Raw genomic sequence first — 22,328 nt, forward strand, 5'->3', positions numbered from 1 at the left:
CATGACCGACAATCGGTTCTTCAATCGATCGGAGCTCATCGGAATTCTGGTGCTCGCGGTCTTCCTGGTCGTTGTCCTGCCGCTCACGCTGGATGTCTTTCGGCTCAACCTGGTCGCAAAATATCTGACCTATGCCTTCGTCGCGCTGGGGCTGGTGATCTGCTGGGGTTATGGCGGAATTCTCAGCCTCGGCCAAGGTGTGTTCTTCGGGCTCGGCGGCTACTGCATGGCGATGTTCCTCAAGCTCGAAGCATCGAGCGTCGAGAACACCAAGATCCAGTCGACCCCCGGCATCCCGGACTTCATGGACTGGAATCAGATCACGTCGCTGCCGCTGTTCTGGCAGCCGTTTCACAGTCTCACCTTCACCATCCTCGCCATTATCCTGGTCCCCGGCATCTTTGCCCTGATCATCGGCACGGCGATGTTCAAGCGCCGGGTCGGCGGCACCTACTTCGCCATCATCACCCAGGCAGTCGCGGCCATCCTCACCATCCTGATCGTGGGACAGCAGGGCTACACTGGCGGCATCAACGGCATGACCGATCTGCGGACGCTGAAGGGTTGGGACATCCGGCCCGATCACGCCAAGATCGTGCTGTACTTCTTCGAAGTTGGACTCTTGCTCGCCTGCATCATGATCGCGCAGTTCGTCCGGCACTCCAAGCTTGGACGTATCCTGGTTGCGATGCGCGAGAAGGAGGACCGGGTCCGCTTCTCCGGCTATAGCGTCGCGAACTTCAAGATCTTCGCCTTTTGCATCGCCGCCGTGTTCGCCGCGATCGGCGGCGCCATGTTCGCGCTCAACGTCGGCTTCATGTCGCCGTCCTTCGTCGGCATCGTGCCCTCGATCGAGATGGTGATCTACACCGCGGTCGGCGGCCGGTTGTCGATCCTTGGTGCAGTTTACGGCACGCTGCTGGTCAATTTTGCCAAGACCAGCCTGTCGGAATCCTTTCCCGAATTGTGGCTGTTTGGATTGGGCGGGCTGTTCATCACCGTCGTGCTGGCCTTCCCGAACGGCCTTGCGGGGATCTGGGGCGACTATGTGCAGCCGCGCATCGATCGTCTGATCTCGTCGCGCAAACCGAAACCCGAAGGCTGGACCGACAATTCGGTCGCCGACGGTGCCCCGGCGGAGTGAGGAGATCATCATGCTCGTAGGTCAACAGCCCAGGGAATTCCTGCTCGCCGTCGAAGCGCTGACCGTGTCGTTCGACGGGTTCAAGGCGGTCAACGATCTCTCTTTCTACGTCGATGAGAACGAGATCCGCGTCATCATCGGCCCAAACGGCGCCGGCAAGACCACCGTGCTCGACCTGATCTGCGGCAAGACCAGAGCGACATCCGGCTCGATCCAGTTCCGCGGCAAGGAGCTAACCCGGATGAAGGAAAACGAGATCGTCAAGACCGGCGTCGGCCGCAAGTTCCAGAATCCTTCGATCTATGACGACCTCACGGTGTTCGAGAATCTGGAGATCTCCTATCCGCGCGGCCGCTCGGTGTTCGGCGCGCTGACCTTCACCCGCGATGCGGCCGTCCGCGACCGCGTGCACGAGGTCGCGGAGATGATCTTCCTCCAGGATCGGCTGAACATGAGCGCCGACCTGCTCAGCCACGGCCAGAAGCAATGGCTCGAGATCGGCATGCTGCTGATCCAGGATCCGGACCTTTTGATGCTCGACGAGCCCGTCGCCGGGATGAGCGTGTCCGAGCGGGCCAAGACCGCCGAACTGCTCAACCGCATCATCAAGAACCGTTCGGTGCTGGTGATCGAGCACGACATGAAGTTCGTCGAGGACATCGCGCACAAGGTCACCGTGCTTCACCAGGGCCAGATTCTCTCCGAGGGGACCATGGACAAGGTGAAGAACGACCCCAAGGTCATCGAAGTTTACCTGGGACACTGAGGAGAATCTCGATGCTAGCTATTTCCGATCTTCACGTCGCTTACGGCCAGAGCGAGGTGCTGCACGGGCTCAACGTGAAGGTCGCCGCGAACGAGATCGTGGCGATCATGGGCCGCAACGGCATGGGCAAGACCACGCTGATGAAGTCGCTGATGGGTATCCTGCCGGCGAAGAGCGGCTCGGTCAGCATGGACGGCGCCGAGCTCGGCGGCCTGCCGAGCTACGAGCGGGTGGCCAAGGGCCTCGCCTATGTACCGCAGGGCCGCATGATCTTCTCGACCATGACGGTGAAGGAGAACATCGAGACCGGCCTCGTCGTCTCCGGCGGGACCGAAGTGCCCGCTGACATCTACGAATTATTTCCGGTGCTGCTGGAGATGAAGGGCCGCCGCGGCGGCAATCTCTCGGGCGGCCAGCAGCAACAGCTCGCGATCGCGCGCGCGCTCGCGACCAAGCCGAAAGTGCTGCTGCTGGACGAGCCGACCGAGGGCATCCAGCCGTCGATCATCAAGGAAATGGCGCGCACCTTGAAGCGCATCCGCGACGAAAAGGGGCTCTCGATCGTCGTGTCCGAACAGGTGCTGAGCTTCGCGCTCGACATCGCCGACCGCGTGCTGGTGATCGAGAACGGCGAGATCGTGCGCGACGATCCGCGCGATGCCGTCGATGCCGCGCAGGTCTCGAAATATCTGTCCGTCTAACCAACCGTGTAAAAGGGGAGCTTCTCGATGCCAGAGACACTGATCAAGGTCGATCTCACCAAGTCGGCTTACGAAAATGACATGGTGCATAACCGCTGGCACCCCGATATCCCGATTGTGGCCTGGGTCAATCCCGGCGACGATTTCATCATCGAGACCTATGACTGGACCGGCGGCTTCATCAAGAACAACGATTCCGCCGACGACGTGCGCGACATCGACCTGTCGATCGTGCACTTCCTCTCCGGTCCGATCGGCGTCAAGGGCGCCGAGCCCGGCGATCTCCTCGTGGTCGACCTGCTCGACGTCGGTCCGATGAAGGAGAGCCTCTGGGGCTTCAACGGCTTCTTCTCCAAGCAGAACGGCGGCGGTTTCCTCACCGACCATTTCCCCCTGGCGCAGAAGTCGATCTGGGACATCAAGGGTCTCTACACCTCGTCGCGTCACGTCCCCGGCGTGAACTTTGCCGGCCTCATCCATCCCGGCCTGATCGGCTGCCTGCCCGATCCGAAGATGCTGGACACCTGGAACAAGCGCGAGGCCGAGCTGATCTCGACCAACCCGACCCGCGTGCCCGGTCTTGCCAATCCGCCGTTCGCGCCGACCGCCCATGGCGGCCGCGCCAAGGGCGACGTCAAGGCCAAGATCGGAGCCGAGGGCGCCCGCACCGTGCCGCCGCGCGAGCATGGCGGCAATTGCGACATCAAGGACCTCTCGCGCGGCTCGAAGATCTACTTCCCGGTCTATGTGCCCGGCGCCGGTCTCTCGATGGGCGATCTGCACTTCAGCCAGGGTGACGGCGAGATCACCTTCTGCGGCGCGATCGAGATGGCCGGCTGGCTGCATCTGAAGGTCGAAGTGATCAAGGACGGCATGGCGAAATACGGCATCAAGAATCCGATCTTCAAGCCGTCGCCGATCACCCCGAACTACAAGGACTATCTGATCTTCGAGGGCATCTCGGTCGACGAGCAAGGCAAGCAGCACTATCTCGACGTCCACATCGCCTATCGCCAGGCTTGCCTGAACGCCATCGAGTACCTGAAGAAGTTCGGCTACTCCGGCGCCCAGGCCTACTCGATCCTCGGCACCGCGCCGTGCCAGGGCCACATCTCCGGCGTCGTCGACGTGCCCAACGCTTGCGCCACGCTGTGGCTGCCGACCGAGATCTTCGACTTCGACGTCATGCCGTCGGCGGCGGGTCCCATCAAGCACATCACCGGCGATATCCAGATGCCGATCTCGCCGGACAAATAGTCTCCCTGCGCGACGGGATGCGGGACGGCACGGATTTGCCGCCCCGCATCCGCCGCGGGACTTCTCGAAACAGGCAACAGCGTGGGGATGATGCGATGCCGGTCTACGAATATCTCTGTGACGATTGCGGTCCGTTCAAGGATCTGCGCCCGATGGCGGAATGCGACGACCCGCAGGAATGCCCGCATTGTGAAACCATGGCGCCGCGCGTGATCCTGACCGCACCAAATTTCTTCTGCATGCCGGCGGAGACCCGCAAGGCGCACGCCGTCAACGAGCGCAGCACGCATGCGCCGCAAACGCTTGCGCAATACAAGGCCTCGCATGGCCCCGGCTGCGGCTGCTGCTCGTCGGGCAAGACCGTGAAGGACAAGAGCGCGCCGGACAGGAAGAAGCCGGCGCGGCTGGTGACCAAGACCAGGAGCGGAGCAAAGGGCTTTCCCACGGCGCGCCCCTGGATGATCAGCCACTAACGCGCGCGGCAACCCAACACGAACAAGATACAGGAGCGCTCAAGATGCTTCACGGCGATATTTCCAGCAGCAACGACACCGTCGGCGTCGCGGTGGTCAACTACAAGATGCCTCGCCTGCACACCAAGGCCGAGGTGCTCGACAATGCCCGCAAGATCGCCGACATGCTGGTCGGCATGAAGGCCGGCCTGCCCGGCATGGACCTCGTGATCTTCCCGGAATACTCCACCCAGGGCATTATGTACGACTCCAAGGAGATGTACGAGACCGCCTCGGCGGTGCCCGGCGAAGAGACCGCGATCTTCGCCGAAGCCTGCCGCAAGGCGAAGGTATGGGGCGTGTTCTCGCTGACCGGCGAGCGCCACGAGGAACATCCGCACAAGGCGCCCTACAACACCCTGATCCTGATGAACGACAAGGGCGAGATCGTCCAGAAGTACCGCAAGATCATGCCCTGGGTGCCGATCGAGGGCTGGTATCCCGGCAACTGCACCTATGTCTCCGACGGCCCGAAGGGGATGAAGGTCAGCCTGATCATCTGCGACGACGGCAACTTTCCCGAGATCTGGCGCGACTGCGCCATGAAGGGCGCCGAACTGATCGTGCGTTGCCAGGGCTACATGTATCCGGCCAAGGAGCAGCAGATCCTGATTTCCAAGGCGATGGCCTGGGCCAACAATGTCTATGTGGCGGTCGCCAACGCCGCCGGCTTCGACGGCGTCTATTCCTATTTCGGTCACTCCGCGATCATCGGCTTCGACGGCCGCACGCTTGGCGAGTGCGGCGAGGAAGACTACGGCATCCAGTACGCGCAGCTCTCGAAACATCTGATCCGCGATGCGCGCCGCAACGGCCAGTCGCAGAACCATCTCTACAAGCTGGTCCACCGCGGCTATACCGGCATGATCAATTCCGGCGAAAGCCCGCGCGGTGTTGCGGCCTGCCCCTACGATTTCTACAAGAACTGGATCGCCGATCCGGAAGGGACGCGGGACATGGTCGAGGCCATGACCCGCTCGACCCCGGGGACCGACGAGTGCCCGATCGAGGGCATCCCGAACGAGGCAGCGGCCAGCAATTACTGAGCCGTTGCGGATGGCGCAGGGCGGGTAGCATGTTTGGCGCACCCGCCCTTCATCGCGAATGATGTGAACGACCGTACACAAGGCCGGACCCCCTGGTGCACCTTCGCACGCGTGAATTGAGAGCCGGGCGCGGCAACGCGTGGCGCGGTTGCAACATGAGCTGTTGAATCTGCCTAAGTTGCAGCCTCCTTGGCTGATTCTTGCCTTGCCGTAGTTCTACTGGCCGCACCCATGCCCTACGTTCCGCGCGGCGCCGCTGAGAGCGCCGGGGGCAGGGGCTGAGCGTGGGAGCTGGATTTCCATCGAGCGGGCAGGGTTGCTCGCGCCGGGGTGTTGCCCCGGTTCGCACGGCATTCTGGCTTGGCCTCGCCTTGAGCGCGGCCGCCGCGACAAATCCCGTAGCAGCGCAGCAGGTCTTCAACGGATCGCAGACCACGCCGAACGGTGCCATCAACGGTGGCGGCGGGGTGTGGGACACCACCACCACGAACTGGACGGATGTCTTCGGTTCGACCAGCAGCGCCTACGATCCCGCGTCAGCCGGCACGATATTCGGCTACTCGGGAGTCTTGACGCCGGCCACGGCCGGCACCGTGACGGTCGCGCCGAGTGGCGTCCAGCTCACCGGCCTCGTTGGCTTCGACGTCACCGGCGACAATTCGGTCTACACCATCCAGGGCGGCGACCTTCGGCTAGCCCCGGGCGGCACCACGTTCTTCACCAACGATGTCACCGGCACGGCGGATCCGTCGGCCGTGATCGCCTCGCGCATCACCGGCAGCGGCGGGATCAACGTCCAGGGACCCGGTATCCTGGCGCTGCTCGGCGCAAATATCTATACCGGCGACACTTTCATCTGCTCCTGCGCGGCGTTGCAGCTTGGTGACCCGACGCATACCGCGAGCATCATCGGCGCCGTCGTCAACGACGGTCTCTTCAACGTCGTCAATGCCGACACGTCGGGCATCACGTCGCTCCTGAACAGTTTCTCCGGCACGACGATGTTTCTCAACGCAACATCCGCCGGCTCTATGGTCATTACCAACAAGGGCCAGCTGTACTTTGGCGATCCGTTCGGAACCGGGACCGACACCGCCACGGCCGGCCGGGCGACCATCACCAACGATGGCGGCTTGATCGGCTTCTTTGGCCGGACCAATGCAGGCTCCGCCAGCATCACTAACCAGAACGGCGGCACCACCGCGTTCATCGATCAAGCCTCGGCGGGCTCGGCGACCATCGTCAACAAGGACTTTGGCGGCACGAGCTTCGGCGCCGTGCCGGGAAGCACCGCGACCGCCGACAACGCAACAATCATCAACGATGTCGACGGCCAGACCGCTTTCGGCGGATTGTCGACGGCCGCCAATGCCACCATCATCACCAAGGACGGCGGCGCGACCAAGTTCTATGACAATTCCACCGGCGGCAACGCGCGCTTCATCACCACCGGCACGGGCATCGTTGACTTCGGGATCAGCCGCGGCCTGAACGGTGACGGCCGCATCACGGCCGGTTCGATCGAAGGCAATGGCACCTACTATATCGGGGGTGGCAACACGCTCGTCGTCGGTAGCAATAATCGCTCGACGCTGGTCGACGGTGTCATCGGCAACTACGATCCCTGCGGGTGCGGTTTCATCGGCGCCGGTTCCCTCGAAAAAGCAGGCAGCGGAACGCTGGTCCTTTCGGGCACCAATACCTATACCGGCACGACGACCGTCAATGGCGGCATCCTGCGGGTCGATGGCGACATCTCCCAATCGAGCCTGACCACCGTGAACGCGGGCGGAGCGCTGTTCGGCGCCGGGATCGTCGGTAATACCACCATCGCTGCCGGCGGCATCTTCGCGCCCGGTGACGGTGGTCCGGGCTCGAGCATGCTGGTTCTGGGGGACCTCGCCTTTCAGTCCGGTGCGGTCTACCTCGTGCAGGTCGGCAGCGGATCCACCGCGAGCTTTGCCAATGTTCTCGGCAATGTTGGCCTGAACGGCACCGTCGGCGTCTCGTTGTACGCTGGCAGCGCCATCTTGCCGCAATACAAGATCATGCAGTTTTCCGGCTCTGCCTCCGACAACTTTGCCGGTGTCGCCGCTCCCGGCGGCCTGATTGGCACGACGACCGTGGATCCCAGCGGCACCGTCTATCTCAATTTCACGCTGGACTACGGCGCGAAGTACGCCCTCAACGTCAATCAGAAGAACGTTGCCGCGACGCTTCAGAATTTCTTCAACGCGAATGGCTTTCTGCAAGCCGAATTCGCAGGCCTCGGCCCGAACGGCCTGACGCAGGCTTCCGGCGAACCGGCGACGGGTTCGCAGCAGACGACCTTCAACGCGATGAACCTGTTCCTCGGCTTGCTCACCGACGTGTTCGGCTCTGGGCGCAGTGGCACGCCTGGTGCGACGCCATACGCCGACGAGATCAGTGCGAACGCCTATGCCGCGACCGGCAAGGCCGCGCGTGACAAAAGCGCGCGCGACGCCTTTGCCTCGATCTCTCGCAAGGCACCGGCTCTGACGTTCGAGCAGCGCTGGGACGTGTGGGCGGCCGGCTATGGCGGCTCGCAGACCACCGATGGCAAGGCCGGCCTCGGTTCGAACAACACCACCAGCAGCGTCTATGGCACCGCCGTCGGTCTCGACTACCGCTTCTCGCCTTCGACGATTGCTGGCATCGCGCTTGCCGGCGGCGGCACCGGCTTCAACGTCAACGGGCTTGGCTGGGGCCGCTCCGACCTGTTCCAGGCCGGCGCGTTCGTGCGTCATACTGTGGGACCGGCCTACATCATGGCCGCGCTGGCCTACGGCTGGCAGGACGTCACGACCAATCGCATCGTCACCGCTGCCGGGGTCGATCAGTTGCGTGCGCAGTTCAAGGCCAATGCGTTCTCGGGCCGTATCGAGGGCGGCTATCGCCAGGCCACGCAGTGGATCGGCCTCACGCCCTACGCAGCGCTCCAGGCCACCATGTTCAGCCTGCCGGGCTATTCGGAGTTCGCGGTGGTCGGCAACAATACCTTTGCGCTCAACTATGCCGCCAAGGACATGACTAGCACCCGCACCGAACTCGGCCTGCGCGCGGACAAGTCATTCGCCGCGGCCGGCGGCCTGATGACCTTGCGCGGCCGCGTCGCCTGGGCCCATGACTACAATCCGGACCGCGCCGTCGGTGCGGTGTTTCAGACGTTGCCGGGATCGGCGTTCGTCGTGAACGGGGCCGTCCAGGCGCGCGATTCCGCATTGACCACGGCGGCGATACAGATGAGCTGGATGAACGGCTGGTCCGCGTCGGCGACCTTCGAGAGCGAGTTCTCGAACGTCACCCGCTCCTATGCCGGCAAGGGCGTCGTGCGTTACGCGTGGTAGGCGCTACCGCTTCTTCTGCGCCGGCTTGCGCGGCGGGCGCGGTGCGGCGGCGGGTGTGGGCGTCCCGCTCATCTTGTTGGCGGCCTCGCTGACGTCGAGCAGCGAGCGACGGATGTCGTCGAGGTAGCTCGCCGATTTCTTCTTCATGGTGTCGGCGAGCTCGCGCAGTCCCTGAACCTTTTCGAACAGCTCGTCGGCCTTGCCGTCGACGAAGCCGGGCACCACGCCTTCGATCTTCGTGACAGCCTTGTCGAAGCCCACGAAGGCACTGTCGACTTTGGCCATGACGGAATCGATTTCGTCGCCCTTGCTCTTGAGACCGGCGGTGTAGGTCTCGAACGTGCGCAGGCCCTCCTTGATCGCCGGGGCATTGCTCACGATCGTGCGGTCGACACTGTGCAGGGTGTCGACGATGGATTCGGCATCGCTGAGATCGGCGGTCAGTACCGGGACGCCGTCCGAGTCGAGGGGTACCGGCGGGGCGGAGGGGGCGCCGCCGATCAACGACACCGCGGCGACTCCGGTGAGGCCCTGGAACTCGATGCCGGCCACGGTATCCTTGCGGATCGGCGCGGCGTTATCGAGCGATACGAGCGCCACGACCTTGCGGGGATTGTCCAGCTTGATCGACAGGATCTGGCCGGCGGGCACGCCGTCGAAATTGACCGGCCCGCCGCGCCGCAATCCGCTGGCGGAGCCGCCCTCGAACACCACGCGCAACTGGCTGCGGCTCTGGAGGGTGCGCCATTTCTGCATGCCGAGCAGGCCGCCGAACGCCACGGCGATCACCGCCAGCGTCGCCGTTCCGATCACCAGATTGCTCGCGCGTGCCATCAGGGGCGATTCTACGGCCAAAGCAGGAAAGTTGGAAGGAGCCCGAATGGCCGCGATTCTAGGTAAGGCAGGTTAGGGAAGCGTAACCCGCCTTCCGCGACGTCAATGTCCGGCCGCACGCTTTGCCGCGGCATTGTTCAGGACGATGAGGGCATCGACGGCGACGCCCGTCCTGGCATTGATCAGGAACGGATTGATGTCGATCGAGGCGATCCGGTCGCCGGCATCCGCGATCAAATTGGACAGGCCGACCAGCGCCTTCACGGCGGAAGCCTCGTGCAAGGCCGGCTTGCCGCGATAGCCGCGCATCTTGATACCGGCCTTGGTGCGACCGATCAGGAGTCGCGCTTCGGCCTCGTCCAGCGGCGCTCCGGCGAGCGCCACGTCCTTCATCAGCTCGATGTCGATGCCGCCGGTGCCGAACAGCACGACCGGACCCATCTCGGCATCGAGCGAGGCGCCGACCACGAGCTCGAGATCGGCCTTGACCTGCTGCGCGATCAGGATGCCGTCGAGCTTCGGCTTGCCCTTCAGCTTGTTCACGCGCGCGGTGATGTCGCTGAACGCCTTCTTCACCTCGGCCGCGGTGGTGAGATTCAGCACCACGCCGCCGATGTCGGATTTGTGCAGGATCTCGGCGCTGACGAGTTTTGCCACGACCGGGAAGCCGATCTGCTTGGCGATCTTCACGGCCTCGGCTGCCGTCTGCGCGATCGCCTCCTTCGAGATCGGGATGCCGTAGGCTTTCAGGAGCTTCTTCGAGGCGACCTCGTCGAGCGCGGCGCCGGTTGCCGATCTCAGCGCCTTCTCCAGCACGGCACGCGCGGCAGGCTTTGAGCTCGAGGCGATGTCAGGCACCTCCTTGCGAAGCTTGGCATAGGCAAGCAGCGACCTGATCGCGGTCACCGCGCGGTCCATGCCCTGCATCACTGCAAGATGCGGCAGCGATTTGCGCAGGGACTTGGTGAACTCGGTGAAGCCGATCGACATCGCGCTGATGTAGATCACCGGCTTACCGGCCCGGCTCGCCATCTCGTTGACGATGCGCAGATTGCGCTCACGCAGCTCGTGCGGCGCTTTCGGCAGTTCGGCATCGATGATGACGATGTCGATATCGGGATCCTCGATCATCAGCTCGATCGACTTCATGTAGACGGAGGGATCGACCACCGCGGCAAAGCCGGCGTCGAGCGGATTGCCGACGATCGAGCCTGGCCCGAGCATTTTCGCAAGCTCCGAGCTGACATGCGTGCTCAGCGGCGCGAAGTTCAGATCTTCCGCGTAGAAGGCATCGATCAGCATGCCGCGCTTGCCGCCGGACAGCGTGACCGCGGCGAGCCGGTCGCCTTTGGGCACGACAGAGTGAACGAAGCATTCGGTGGTCTCGATCAGTTCGTCGAGCCCGCCAACCCGGATCACGCCCTCGCGCGTTGCAACGGCATCGAATGTCTCGATCGAGCCTGCGAGCGCTCCGGTGTGCGCCATCGCCGCCGCGCGGCCTCCCTCGGACGCGCCGAGCTTGAGCGCGATCACCGGCTTGCTCGCGGCACGTGCAGCCTTGCAGGCCTCCCGGAACGCCTTGGTGTTGCGCACGCCCTCGAGATAGACGACGATCACCTTGATGCTCGGATCCTCTGCGAAATAGCGCATCAGGTCCGGCGTCTCGAGCCCGGCCTCGTTGCCGGTCGTCACCATGTAGCCCACTCCGACGCCGCGATCCTCCAGCGCCTGGCGGATCGCCATGACGATGGCGCCGGATTGTCCGGCGATCGCCACCGCGCCCTGTTCCATGGTGACGATCCGGTCGTCGATATTGGTGAAGAGCTTTTCGCCAGCGCTCAGATTGCCGAGGCAATTCGGGCCGGTGACGGCCAGGCCTGTCTCGCGCACGGCCGCCTGCAGTTCGGCCGCGAGCTTCTGGCTCTGCTCATCCTGCAACTCGCTGAAGCCCGAGGTGACGATGGTGGCCGAGCGCGCGCCGGCCGCTGCGGCATCGCGGATCACTTGCACCGCAAAGCGCGCCGGCACCAGCACCAGCACGTGATCTGGCTTCTCCGGGAGGCTGGCAAAATCCTTGAAGCAGGGGACGCCCCAGATGGTCTCGCGCTTGGCATTTACCGGATAGAGCCCGCCCTCGAAGCCGTATTTGACCAGATTGTTCCAGATGCGCTCGGCATAGTTGCCGGGCTTGTCGGTCGCGCCCACCAGCACGATGTTGTGCGGGTGCAGCATGGCGTGGATGCCCTTGACGATGTCGCTGGCGTCGGGCGTTGGAGACCATGGGCGCGAAGAACCGGACGCAGCAGATACGCGAGCTTCCATGGCGTGACCTCACCTGTTGTTCTTGTTGGCGGTGCGTCACTCTGTTCTATGGCGAGTTCTTCGGACTGGCAACCACATGGTATGCCGCGTGATGGAATGAGCGATGCATCGCACTTATTCATCTTTATCGACGCCAATCAGGACGCCATGCAGGACATAACGTTCGGGCCCGGGCGTCACCGCCTCGAACGGCCAGCACGTGGTGAGCACGAGTTGGAAATCCTGCGCCGTGGGATCGATGCCGGATTCATCGAAGCGGACGATGGCCGAGGCGTCCGCGCGATAGCGGAACTGCCTGCCGTCGCGACGGGTGATCTCGATGATATCTCCGATGGCGACGTTTCGCAGGAAACGGAAATGCGTGTCGCGATGGCCGGCATAGACGGCAACACCGCGCTCGCCCGCGTCAGCCGTTTGGCGGATATGGCCGGGACCGAAAGCGAGCGCCTGGCCGCTCGTGCCTTCCAGCACGATCGCGCTGGCGCCGATCCGCTTTACCTCGATCCGCGCGACGGGCCAGGTGTCGGCCCATGACCATGGCTTGACCACTTCGCCGGTCGCAACACTCCTGTCGAACGCGCGCTGCAGCAGCACCTGCGCGAGCCAGGCCTTGGCGTGGATGTAGGCGCCGTCGCCGAACAGGAGGATGCCTATCAGCGCCAGGACCAGGGGAGAGACGAAGCGGGTCATCGGTGTCTCTCGTTCGTCATTTCGAAAAAGGCGCGCGCGGCCGTTGGTGTGGGACGGGCAGCCGCGCGCGCTAACAGAGGAGTTTGGGGGGCTCCTCTCTCAAGCGGCGTCAGTGAGCAAGGTCTGACACCGGTTGAACACGAACAGGACCAGGGCAAGCACGATCAGGACCAGGCCTGCGATCATCTTCAGCTCGGCCGAGGTTGCGGTCTTGGGCAGACGGATCGCATCGGGTGAAGCTGGTGTCGGCCGCCTTGCCGTCGGTTGATTGCGCGCATCGGCATGGCGCTCGCGCAACTGACCCGGCACCTGCGGCCGCTCGCCAAAGACCTTCTCGAAGTCCCAGCCGGCCGGCAGGTTGATCGGCAATTCGCTGAGCCTGAGCGGCTCGCCTTCGGGACGGCTCGGCGTCTTGTCGACCGCGACGAGGCTCGTCAGTCGCGTGACGATCTGATGGTCGAGCGCCAGCGCCAGGATCGCCTTGTCGGCCTGCTCCGGCGTGAGTTCCCGTATGGTGCGCGCCACTTCGGCGTCGCCGATCTTGCGCTTCGCCCACAGCTTCGACAGGCCCTTGCCTTCGGCTGCGCTCTGCAGCGGCAGCGTCACCGACCACGGACGGTCGCCGACGCGTCCCTTGATCTCGATCGAGCCCGCGAGCTTGTCGAGTTTTGCCGCCAGCACCAGCGGCTCGTCGCGATAGACATCCGGAATGATCGCCGGTGTGACGTCGGCCTTGGCTTCGGAGAACCTTACACTGAGGCCGGTCACCGCCGGGTTCTCCAGCTTGGCGAACAGGCCGCGCATGCGTTCCTCGACCTGCTCGACGGAGCCGATTTGGGTGAAGGCACCGCGGCCGAGCTCGGCGGCGCGCGTCATCAGGTAGGTGTTGGGCGCGGAGCCGATGCCGACCATGAACACACGTGAGCGGCCGCGCATCGCCGTGATCGTTTCGAACAATTGCTGCTCATTGCCGATGGCGCCGTCGGTCAGGAACACGACCTGGCGAACCATGCTGGTGTCGCCGAGCTTGTCGGTCAGCGCTGCACGCATCGCCGGCACCATCTCGGTGCCGCCACGCGCCTGCAGCGCATCGACGAACGAAGTCGCCTCGCGGACATGCGTGCCATCCGCCGGCACCGAGGTCGGAAACAGCACGTCCATGGTATCGTCGAAGCGAATGACGTTGAAATGATCGGTCGGCTGGAGACGAGCGAGCGCATAAGTGAGGCTGGCCTTGGCCTGTACGATCGACGTTCCGCCCATCGAGCCGGAATTGTCGATCACGAACACGACTTCGCGCGGCAGCGGCTTCTGCGTCGCCTGCTCGGTGGTGGGCGGTGTAACGAAAGCGAGCAAATAGTCGGCGTCGCCGACATGCTCGCGGAACAGGCCGACCGACGGCGCCTTCTCCGCGGCCGGTTTCCAGGTCAGCTCGAAATCGCGGTCGGCGGGGACAATGCCGTCGGAGAGCGTGACGATTCGTGTCGTGCTGTCCGGGCTCTCGATCTTGACGTTATGGTGAGGGCTCTTGACCTCACCCAGCGCAAACCCGGCCTTCAGGCGCACCGTGATGCTGGTCGGATTGACCGGCGCATTCCGGGCAGGATCCAGCACCGGCGGCGAGATGCGGTTGCGGTCCGGCACCGGGTCCGACGTCGTCGCGCCCCAGCCGGAGCCATCGTTGCGGAAGTCGACGCTCTGCACGATCGGCGCCGGATTGTAGCGTGGCCCGACCACCAGCGGCAGGCGCAGCGAATATTCGTTGGCGGATTGCTGCACCGGCTCCTGATATTCGATCTGCACCAGCACGGTTTCGCCGGGGCCGATATTGGCGACCGAGTTGGTGAAGATGTTCGGCCGCTCCTGCTCGGTGAGCGCGGCCTTCTGGCCGGCGCGTCGCGCCTCTTCGTAGATCACGCGCGCTTGCTGCCGCTGCTTGATGTCGCCGACGATGACGCGGTCGCCGACCACCATCTTCAGCGTATCGACGGCCCCGCCGGTGGGAAGCGGATAGACATAGGTCGCCTCGACCCAGTCCTTGGTCGGGTTGCGGAATACCTGCGTGACGCGGGCGCGCAACGTCGGGCCGGAGACCGTGACGTCGATATCGATGCCGAGGCGGATCGCTTCGATGGTGGCGCCGTCTTCTTTGAGGAGGAGGGTGCCGGATCGGGCATCGCGGGGCTGGAGCAGGCTGGCCTGCTCCGTCGTCGCCGACCAGCCCGGCTCGAAGCTCACCAGCAGGGCCACGAAGGCGACCAGCATCACCGCGATGCCCTGCGCCAGAAGGAACAGTCCGACCACAATGAGTCTGCCCAGCCAGGGGTGTTCGTTGCTGTCGACCGCGTCGTAATTGTCCATTTGGCTTGCTCCCGAAGGTGTTTGACGTTGCAGAGCATCGGTCGGGAGCGGGCGATTTCGCGAGCAGAATGATCGGCAATGTTCCGCCGCGGTCGGCCTGGATCGGCCGCCGCCGGGATGGCCAGGTGCGGTTTTGTGCTGGTTTGTCCGCCCTGCTAGGATGGCCGTCCTGGAGCAGGGCCACGATGCAGATGCAGGACAAATTCATCGACAAGCAGCTCTCGGACGAGCAGAGCCGCGAGGTCGCGGAGACTATTCGCGAGGAGCTCGCCAGACGCCGGATCTCCCGGCAAGCGCTGGCCGAGCAGGCCAAGCTCAGCCTGTCGACGCTGGAGAAGGTCCTTGGCGGGCGGCGGCCGTTCACGCTGGCGACGACGGTGCGGCTGGAGCAGGCGCTGGGCGTCTCCTTGCGCAAAAGCGTCGTCGTGATGACGCCTCCGGCCGCAAGCGATGTCGCGCCCGACAGCCTTGGCTCCTACGCCCATCGCGCGGTGACCTGGCTCGAGGACGTCTACATCACGCTGCGGCCGTCGTTCGGGGACAAGGACGCGATCTTCGCCTACCGCACCGAGATCGTCTGGGAGCCGAGGGTCTCGTCACTGGTGTTCCGCGAAGGTGAGCGAACCGATGCCGCCTATGAGCACACCGGCGAGGTCGCAGTGCCGCATCAGTCCGGCTTCATCTATCTCGTCATCATAAAGCACGGACAGCATCGCGTGATCACGGTGTCGCGGCCGACGGTTGCCGGCGAAATGTACGGCATCATCTCGACGCTCCGCGCCGGGCCCGGCTCGCAGCTGACGCCGATCGCTGCGCCGATCGCCTATGTGCCGCTCAGGAATGTCCCGAAGCCGTCGCTGGGACGGGTCGCGCCTGATGACGCCAACCATGCGCTTTATCGCGGTCACTTGCGCCGCACGATCGACGAGTCTTTTGCGCTCTTCCTGCCGGGATAGCTCGCCCGCCGAGCGCACATAAAAAATAGCGGCCTTTCGGCCGCTATTTCGTTGAGACCTGTCCAATCGAGGTGAGCTAGCCTCCGGTCTCGGCGGTGATGATGTCGCCGAACAGCTCCCACTGGCCCTTCTTGAACCGCCACATCTTGAGCTGCTCGATCGGCGCGAAGTCCGTGGCGGAGGTGTTGATCTTGATCCCCGGGATCAGCGTGTCGGGCACGAAGTCCTTGAGGCTGGCCGCCTGCTTCATCACGTTTTCACGAGTCAGGTTGTCGCCCGACTGCTTCAGCACCTGCACCATCGTCTGGGCTGCTGCATAGGCGTAAACGAGATTGGCGTCGGAAATGTTCGCGCCGGGCATGTACTTGTCGATGAAGACCATGAACTTCTTCATGCCCTCGTCGTCCTTCCACTGCGGATCCGACGCGTCCTTCAGATAGCCGGCGGACAGCACGCCTTCGGAGGCCTCGAGGCCGGCGGGCTTCATCACCGCACCGATCGACACCGAGACGTCGGTCATCAGGTGCATCGGCTTCCACTCCAGCTCCGCGATCTTCTTGATGGCCTGCGCCGCGAACTTCGGGGTCGCGATGTTGACGAAAACATCGGCGCCGGTGCCCTTGAGCTTGACGATATGGGCGTCGATCGAAGGCTCCGAGGTTTCGTAGCTCTCTTCGGCCACGATCAGCTTCGATGCCTTGTCGCCGAACACGTCCTTGATGCCGGCGAGGTAATCCTTGCCGAAATCGTCGTTGGCATAGAAGATCGCGACCTTGGCGTCCGGCTTCTCCTTCAGGATGTATTTTGCGAAGATCTGTGCCTCGACCCGGTAGCTGGGCTGGAAGCCCATGGTCCAGGGGAAGTTCTTGGGGTCGTTCCACTTGCTGGCGCCGGTGGCGAGGAACAGCTGCGGCACCTTCTTGGCGTTGTGATATTTCTGCACGGCGGTCTGGGTCGGCGTGCCCAGCGCGTTGAAGATCAAAAATACCTCGTCGCTCTCGATCAGCTTGCGGACCTGCTCCACGGTCTTGGGCGGCGAATAGCCGTCGTCATAGGAGATCCAGGTGATCTTGCGGCCGTTGATGCCGCCCTGGTCGTTGATCATCTTGAAATAGGCTTCCTCGGTCTTGCCGATGACGCCGTAGGCGGAAGCTGGACCGGAATAGGCCTCGACGTTGCCGATCTTGATCTCGGTGTCGGTGACGCCGGTGTCGTATTTCTTTTGCGCCTGGGCGGATTGGGTCGCAAGCAGCGTCATCGCTGTTGCTGCGGCAAGCAGTGTCAGTTTCTTGTTCATGAAAATTCCTTGGGGTTTCTTTGGGTTTCTTCTGGGCAGGCACGCAAAAAAGAAAAGCGCCCGCAAGGGGCGCTCCGATCAGGCGTTGGCGGCCTTCTTGTCGACTTCCGAGGCCGCCGAGAATTCCTTGCGCAAGGTCGGTTTGTGGATCTTGCCGGTTGCGTTGCGTGGCAGCGCATTGACGAAGCGGATCTGGCGTGGGCATTTGAAACGCGCCAGATTGGCCGCGCAATGCGCGATGACATCGGCCTCGGTCAGCTTTTGTCCCGGCTTGACCGCAACAATGGCAAGGCCCACTTCACCCCATTGCGGATCGGGAATGCCGATCACGGCGGCTTCGGCGATGGCGTCGAGCTGGTGCAGGACGTTCTCGACCTCCGCCGGATAGACGTTCTCGCCGCCGGAGATGTACATGTCCTTCCAGCGGTCGACGATGTAGTAGAAGCCTTCCTCGTCGACGCGCGTTGCGTCGCCGGTGTGCAGCCAGCCGTCGGTGAAGGACGTCTTGTTGGCCTCCGGCCTGTTCCAGTAGCCGGGCGTGATGTTCGGCCCCTTCACCCAGAGCTCGCCGAGCTCGCCGACATCGGCATCGTTGCCATCGGGCCGCACGATGCGGACCTCCGTGTGCAGCACCGGCTTGCCCGCGGAGCCGGCTTTGCGCGCGGCATCTTCGCGATCCAGCACCAGCACGGCCGGCGAGGTCTCGGTCATGCCGTAGCCTTGCTGGAGCGCGACGCCGCGCGCTTCCCACGCTTTCAGCAGCGGCACCGGCATCGGCGCGCCGCCGACACCGCCGACGATCAATCGGCCGAGATCGGTGGTCGCGAAGGCCGGATGCTGCGCCATGAACTGGTAGTTCGCGGGCACGCCGAAGAACGCGTTGATGCCCTGCGCGGGATCGTTGATCAGGCCGAGCGCCATGCCGGGATCGAAGGCGCGCATGATCATCGCGGTGCCGCCGGCATGCAGCACCGGATTCGTGTAGCAATTGAGTCCGCCGGTGTGGAACAGCGGCAGCACGGTGAGCAGCACCGAAGACGGTCCGATGCAGGCCGGGCCGCCGAGATTGACGCAGTTCCAGAAGGTCATGCCATGGGTGATGGTCGCGCCCTTCGGATGCCCAGTGGTGCCCGACGTGTACATGATGGTCGAGACGTCATCGAGCGTGACCTCCTCGATCGCCGCGAGCGGTCTTGCGGCCGCGATGCCGGCTTCATAGCTCCCGCCGGGACCGAGCAGCAGGCTGGTCGCGATGCCGCAGAGTTTTGCGACGGCAAGCGCCGTCTCGGCCAGCTCGACGTCGTGGATCATCACCTTCGGCGCGCAATCGCCGGTGATGAACTGAAGCTCGGGAACGGTGAGACGCGTGTTCAGCGGCACGAAGATCGCGCCTAGCCGGCCGCAGGCAAACTGCACCTCCAGCGTATCGGTGGTGTTCAGCGCCAGCACCGCGACGCGGTCGCCGCGCGAGACTTCCAGCGTGTGACGCAGGAAGGAGGCGAGGCGCGAGATGCGGGCGTCGAGTTGCGCATAGGTGAAGCGGCGCTCGCTCGCCAGATCGATCACCGCAACCTTATCAGGTGTCCGGCGGCGATGGTGGGCGATCCAATCGTAGTAACGAACGGCCAAAAATCCCTCCCTCGGCGGTCTTGTGCCGCCTGCGCTCTATTGCCGTGCACCATGCCCGGCGTGGCCAAGGGAGGCCAGCCGGAGTTTTGTGCACCACTTTTTTTGACCCGGAGTTGGCCTGTGAGTGACGAAAATCGTCTTGCGTTGAGTTGCTAGATTGTCGCCATGGCCGCAGCCAGCCACTCCGCGCAAGTGAACCGCCAATGTTCCAGCGATGGTGGGCGAGATGAATCCGTCAACGAGGCAGGAGTGCGATGACGAGCCCGTTCTACACCGCCGAGCATGACGCTTTCCGCGACGTCATGCGCCGCTTCGTCGAGAAGGAGATTACGCCGTTCGCCCATGAATGGGACGAAGCGGGTGAATTTCCCCGCGCCCTCTATCGCAAGGCGGCCGAGATCGGCCTGTTGGGACTTGGATTCCCCGAGGAACATGGCGGGATCGCCGCCGACCAGTTCATGAAGATCGTGGCGAGCCAGGAGCTGGCACGGGCGGGCGCCGGCGGCATCAGCGCGAGCCTGATGAGCCACACCATCGGCTCGCCGCCGATCGCGCGGGCGGCGCGCCCGGAGGTTAGGGCGCGCGTGCTGCCGCAGGTGCTCGCCGGCGAGAAGATTTCCGCTCTTGCGATCACCGAACCGGGCGGCGGCTCGGACGTCGCCAATCTGCGGACCAGGGCTCGGCGCGAGGGCGATCACTACGTCGTGACCGGCGAGAAGACCTTCATCACCTCCGGGATGCGCGCCGATTATCTGACCGTTGCGGTGCGCACCGGCGGCGAGGGTGCCGGTGGCGTCAGCCTGCTCCTGATCGAGGGGGATACGCCCGGCCTGTCGCGGACAAAACTGAAGAAGATGGGTTGGTGGGCCTCCGATACCGCGACGCTGCATTTCGACGACTGCCGCGTGCCGGCCGAAAACCTGATCGGCGAGGAAGGCCAGGGCTTCAAGATCATCATGCAGAATTTCAACAGCGAGCGCATCGGCATGGCGGCGAGCTGCACCGCCTTCGCGCGTGTCTGCCTCGACGAGGCGATTGCCTACGCCAAGGAGCGCAAGACGTTCGGCAAGCCGTTGGCGCAGCACCAGGTCATCCGCCACAAGATCGTGGACATGGCGCAGAAGGTCGCCGCAAGTCAGGCAATGCTGGAAATGCTGGCATGGCGCCTGGAGCAGGGCGAAAGCCCCGTCGCCGAGATATGCATGATGAAGAATCAGGCGACGCAGACCATGGCGTTTTGCGCCTCGGAGGCCGTGCAGATTTTCGGCGGCGCCGGCTTCATGCGCGGTATCAAGGCCGAGCGCATCTACCGCGAGGTCAAGGTCAACGCCATCGGCGGCGGCACCGAGGAGATCATGAAGGATCTGGCGTCGCGGCAGATGGGGCTGTGAGTATTCTTCCTTGCGTCATTCCGGGGCGCGAGCGAAGCGAGTGAGCCCGGAATCCATAACCACCAGCCGTGGTTATGGATTCCGGGCCTGGCCCTTCGGGCCATCCCGGAATGACGATGGAGAGAGAATGCTATTCACCGCCGACCACGACGAGATCCGCCGGAGCTTGCAAAAATTCATCGCGGGCGAGATCAACCCCCATGTCGATGAATGGGAGAAGGCCGGCATCTTCCCGGCGCACGAGCTGTTCAGGAAAATGGGCAGCCTCGGCTTTCTCGGCCTCAACAAGCCGCTCGAGTTCGGCGGCTCGGGTCTCGACTATTCCTACGCGCTGACGATGGCGGAAGAACTGGGCGCCATCACCTGCGGCGGCGTGCCGATGGCGATCGGGGTGCAGACCGACATGGCGACGCCGGCGCTGGCGCGGTTCGGCTCGGACGAGGTGCGGCGCGAGTTTCTCAGCCCCTCGATCTCGGGCGACTTCGTTGCCTGCATCGGTGTCTCCGAGCCGGGCGCGGGCTCGGACGTCGCCTCGATCAAGACCAACGCGCGTTCGGATGGCGACGACTACGTCATCGATGGCGGCAAGATGTGGATCACCAACGGCACACAGGCTGACTGGATCTGCCTGCTCGCCAACACCGGCGACGGGCCCGTTCACCGCAACAAGTCGCTGATCTGCGTGCCCATGAAGACCAAGGGCGTCACCGTCGCGCGAAAGCTCGACAAGATGGGGATGCGCTCCTCCGACACCGCGCAGATATTCTTCGACGATGTCCGCGTGCCCAAGCGCAACCGGATCGGCGAGGAGGGCAAAGGCTTCACCTACCAGATGATCCAGTTCCAGGAGGAGCGGCTCTGGGGCGCCGCCGCCTGCCTGAAGTCGCACGAATACATCATCAATGAAACGATCGAATACACGAGAAACCGCAAGGCGTTCGGTAAGTCGATTCTCGACAACCAGGTCGTCCACTTCAAGCTCGCGGAGATGCAGACCGAGGTCGAGCTGTTGCGCGCGCTGATCTATCGCGCCGCCGAGCAGCTGGTCGCCGGCGAGGACGTGACGAAGCTTGCGACCATGGCCAAGCTGAAGGCCGGCCGGCTCGGCCGCGAGCTCACCGACGCCTGCTTGCAATATTGGGGCGGAATGGGCTTTACCAACGAGACGCCGGTCAGCCGCGCCTATCGCGACGGCCGGCTGACCTCGATCGGCGGCGGCGCCGACGAGGTCATGCTGATGGTCCTGTGCAAGATGATGGGCACGCTGCCCGGCAGCAAGGGAAGTTCCTGATGATCACGCTCTATCACTGCGACGCCGCGCGCTCGTTCCGCCCGCTCTGGATGCTGGAGGAGATGGGGCTGCCGTATGAGCTCAAAATGCTGCCGTTCCCGCCGAGGGTCTTTGCCAAGGATTATCTCGGCATCAATCCGCTTGGCACGATCCCTTTCCTGATCGACGGCGAGACGAAGATGACCGAGTCCTCCGGCATCTGCCACTATCTCGGCATCAAGCACGGGCCGACGCCGCTGATGGTCGGTCCGGAGGATCCCGCCTATGGCGCCTTCCTGAACTGGATGTATTTCAGCGACGCCACGTTAACCTTCCCGCAAACGCTGGTGCTCCGATACACCCAGCTCGAGCCGGAGGAGCGCCGCAATCCGCAGGTCGCCGGCGACTACGCCAAATGGTTTCTGGGCCGGCTGCGCGCCGTCGAGGCCGCCACCGCAAATGCCGAAACCCTGTGTGCCGGCCGCTTCACCGCCGCAGATGTCGTGATCGGCTATGCGCTCCGCCTCGCCGACAATATCGGGCTGGCCAAGGATTTTGGGCCAAATGTCGCAGCCTATTGGGCGCGTTTGCAGCAGCGCGACGGCTTCAAGCGCGCGGTTGCTGCAGAGCAGAAGGCCGGGATCGAGCAGAACATTGTGCCGAGGGTAAGGGCCTAAGACTTGTCGTCCCGGCGTAAGGCCGGGACGACGACTGTTGAAGGGTTCCGGATGCGGTTCGACAGCCGCCCGGGAATGCTGACCTTTTGCGCGCCATGACAGCGCTA

At 63.9% G+C, this 22,328-nt stretch carries 17 protein-coding genes; 11 read left to right on the plus strand and 6 right to left on the minus strand.

Annotated features, from left to right (window positions below; genetic code table 11):
- Window position 1 precedes the first annotated feature (1 nt).
- The 7 genes from urtC (at window position 2) to NR187_RS29580 (ending at window position 8,794) form a co-directional block, all read left to right on the plus strand.
- Window positions 2–1,144, plus strand: coding sequence for an urea ABC transporter permease subunit UrtC (urtC, locus tag NR187_RS29550; protein ID WP_256808620.1), 1,143 nt, complete (start codon window positions 2–4; stop codon window positions 1,142–1,144).
- Between the two features lie 10 nt (window positions 1,145–1,154).
- On the plus strand, window positions 1,155–1,910 hold the full coding sequence (urtD, locus tag NR187_RS29555; protein ID WP_211384039.1) for an urea ABC transporter ATP-binding protein UrtD: 756 nt from the start codon (window positions 1,155–1,157) through the stop codon (window positions 1,908–1,910).
- Between the two features lie 11 nt (window positions 1,911–1,921).
- Complete coding sequence (gene urtE, locus NR187_RS29560; protein ID WP_211384040.1) at window positions 1,922–2,611, plus strand: urea ABC transporter ATP-binding subunit UrtE; 690 nt, start codon at window positions 1,922–1,924, stop codon at window positions 2,609–2,611.
- Between the two features lie 27 nt (window positions 2,612–2,638).
- Entirely contained in the window at window positions 2,639–3,868 is a 1,230-nt protein-coding gene (gene fmdA, locus NR187_RS29565; RefSeq protein ID WP_211384041.1) for a formamidase, read from the plus strand.
- A 95-nt stretch (window positions 3,869–3,963) separates the two neighbouring features.
- A complete protein-coding gene (locus NR187_RS29570; protein ID WP_211384042.1) occupies window positions 3,964–4,341 on the plus strand; it encodes a zinc ribbon domain-containing protein in 378 nt (125 codons plus the stop codon).
- A 44-nt stretch (window positions 4,342–4,385) separates the two neighbouring features.
- Window positions 4,386–5,426: an aliphatic amidase gene (locus NR187_RS29575; RefSeq protein WP_211384043.1), complete on the plus strand. Its 1,041-nt coding sequence runs from the start codon at window positions 4,386–4,388 to the stop codon at window positions 5,424–5,426.
- A gap of 371 nt (window positions 5,427–5,797) precedes the next feature.
- On the plus strand, window positions 5,798–8,794 hold the full coding sequence (locus NR187_RS29580) for an autotransporter domain-containing protein (protein ID WP_256808621.1): 2,997 nt from the start codon (window positions 5,798–5,800) through the stop codon (window positions 8,792–8,794).
- A 3-nt stretch (window positions 8,795–8,797) separates the two neighbouring features.
- Here the strand turns inward: NR187_RS29580 and NR187_RS29585 are convergent, their stop codons facing one another.
- The 4 genes from NR187_RS29585 to NR187_RS29600 form a co-directional block, all read right to left on the minus strand.
- Window positions 8,798–9,628, minus strand: a complete 831-nt coding sequence (locus tag NR187_RS29585) for an MlaD family protein (RefSeq protein ID WP_256808623.1) — start codon at window positions 9,626–9,628, stop codon at window positions 8,798–8,800.
- Window positions 9,629–9,730: 102 nt separating this feature from the next.
- Entirely contained in the window at window positions 9,731–11,950 is a 2,220-nt protein-coding gene (locus tag NR187_RS29590; protein ID WP_256808625.1) for an acetate--CoA ligase family protein, read from the minus strand.
- 114 nt (window positions 11,951–12,064) lie between these two features.
- Window positions 12,065–12,640: a class GN sortase gene (locus tag NR187_RS29595; protein WP_256808627.1), complete on the minus strand. Its 576-nt coding sequence runs from the start codon at window positions 12,638–12,640 to the stop codon at window positions 12,065–12,067.
- Between the two features lie 99 nt (window positions 12,641–12,739).
- Window positions 12,740–15,001 carry a marine proteobacterial sortase target protein gene (locus NR187_RS29600; RefSeq protein ID WP_256808628.1) on the minus strand — a complete coding sequence of 754 codons (2,262 nt, stop codon included), beginning with the start codon at window positions 14,999–15,001 and terminating at the stop codon, window positions 12,740–12,742.
- 185 nt (window positions 15,002–15,186) lie between these two features.
- Between NR187_RS29600 and NR187_RS29605 the strand changes: the two genes are divergently transcribed.
- On the plus strand, window positions 15,187–15,957 hold the full coding sequence (locus tag NR187_RS29605) for a helix-turn-helix transcriptional regulator (RefSeq protein ID WP_256808630.1): 771 nt from the start codon (window positions 15,187–15,189) through the stop codon (window positions 15,955–15,957).
- 76 nt (window positions 15,958–16,033) lie between these two features.
- Here the strand turns inward: NR187_RS29605 and NR187_RS29610 are convergent, their stop codons facing one another.
- Window positions 16,034–17,254 carry an ABC transporter substrate-binding protein gene (locus NR187_RS29610; protein ID WP_256808631.1) on the minus strand — a complete coding sequence of 407 codons (1,221 nt, stop codon included), beginning with the start codon at window positions 17,252–17,254 and terminating at the stop codon, window positions 16,034–16,036.
- A gap of 78 nt (window positions 17,255–17,332) precedes the next feature.
- On the minus strand, window positions 17,333–18,883 hold the full coding sequence (locus NR187_RS29615; protein ID WP_256808632.1) for a long-chain fatty acid--CoA ligase: 1,551 nt from the start codon (window positions 18,881–18,883) through the stop codon (window positions 17,333–17,335).
- Window positions 18,884–19,137: 254 nt separating this feature from the next.
- On the opposite strand from NR187_RS29615, the gene NR187_RS29620 reads away from it, so the two are divergent.
- From NR187_RS29620 to NR187_RS29630, 3 genes are all read left to right on the plus strand, one after another.
- Window positions 19,138–20,274, plus strand: coding sequence for an acyl-CoA dehydrogenase family protein (locus tag NR187_RS29620; protein WP_211384052.1), 1,137 nt, complete (start codon window positions 19,138–19,140; stop codon window positions 20,272–20,274).
- Between the two features lie 127 nt (window positions 20,275–20,401).
- Window positions 20,402–21,565, plus strand: coding sequence for an acyl-CoA dehydrogenase family protein (locus NR187_RS29625; RefSeq protein WP_256808634.1), 1,164 nt, complete (start codon window positions 20,402–20,404; stop codon window positions 21,563–21,565).
- Window positions 21,565–22,221: a glutathione S-transferase family protein gene (locus tag NR187_RS29630; RefSeq protein WP_211384054.1), complete on the plus strand. Its 657-nt coding sequence runs from the start codon at window positions 21,565–21,567 to the stop codon at window positions 22,219–22,221. Before NR187_RS29625 ends, NR187_RS29630 begins: the two co-directional genes overlap by 1 nt.
- The last annotated feature ends 107 nt before the right edge of the window (window positions 22,222–22,328 follow it).

Origin of the sequence: Bradyrhizobium sp. Bra64, assembly GCF_024519875.1 — a bacterium.
GTDB classification, from domain to species: Bacteria; Pseudomonadota; Alphaproteobacteria; order Rhizobiales; family Xanthobacteraceae; genus Bradyrhizobium; species Bradyrhizobium japonicum_G.

Coding starts and splice junctions, on each gene's coding strand:
- NR187_RS29625 (WP_256808634.1), top strand. CDS start 20,402: ATGCTATTCACCGCCGACCACGACGAGATCCGCCGGAGCTTGCAAAAA.
- fmdA (WP_211384041.1), top strand. CDS start 2,639: ATGCCAGAGACACTGATCAAGGTCGATCTCACCAAGTCGGCTTACGAA.
- NR187_RS29590 (WP_256808625.1), bottom strand. CDS start 11,950: ATGGAAGCTCGCGTATCTGCTGCGTCCGGTTCTTCGCGCCCATGGTCT.
- NR187_RS29605 (WP_256808630.1), top strand. CDS start 15,187: ATGCAGATGCAGGACAAATTCATCGACAAGCAGCTCTCGGACGAGCAG.
- NR187_RS29570 (WP_211384042.1), top strand. CDS start 3,964: ATGCCGGTCTACGAATATCTCTGTGACGATTGCGGTCCGTTCAAGGAT.
- urtC (WP_256808620.1), top strand. CDS start 2: ATGACCGACAATCGGTTCTTCAATCGATCGGAGCTCATCGGAATTCTG.
- NR187_RS29595 (WP_256808627.1), bottom strand. CDS start 12,640: ATGACCCGCTTCGTCTCTCCCCTGGTCCTGGCGCTGATAGGCATCCTC.
- NR187_RS29620 (WP_211384052.1), top strand. CDS start 19,138: ATGACGAGCCCGTTCTACACCGCCGAGCATGACGCTTTCCGCGACGTC.
- NR187_RS29610 (WP_256808631.1), bottom strand. CDS start 17,254: ATGAACAAGAAACTGACACTGCTTGCCGCAGCAACAGCGATGACGCTG.
- NR187_RS29630 (WP_211384054.1), top strand. CDS start 21,565: ATGATCACGCTCTATCACTGCGACGCCGCGCGCTCGTTCCGCCCGCTC.
- urtD (WP_211384039.1), top strand. CDS start 1,155: ATGCTCGTAGGTCAACAGCCCAGGGAATTCCTGCTCGCCGTCGAAGCG.
- urtE (WP_211384040.1), top strand. CDS start 1,922: ATGCTAGCTATTTCCGATCTTCACGTCGCTTACGGCCAGAGCGAGGTG.
- NR187_RS29575 (WP_211384043.1), top strand. CDS start 4,386: ATGCTTCACGGCGATATTTCCAGCAGCAACGACACCGTCGGCGTCGCG.
- NR187_RS29600 (WP_256808628.1), bottom strand. CDS start 15,001: ATGGACAATTACGACGCGGTCGACAGCAACGAACACCCCTGGCTGGGC.
- NR187_RS29585 (WP_256808623.1), bottom strand. CDS start 9,628: ATGGCACGCGCGAGCAATCTGGTGATCGGAACGGCGACGCTGGCGGTG.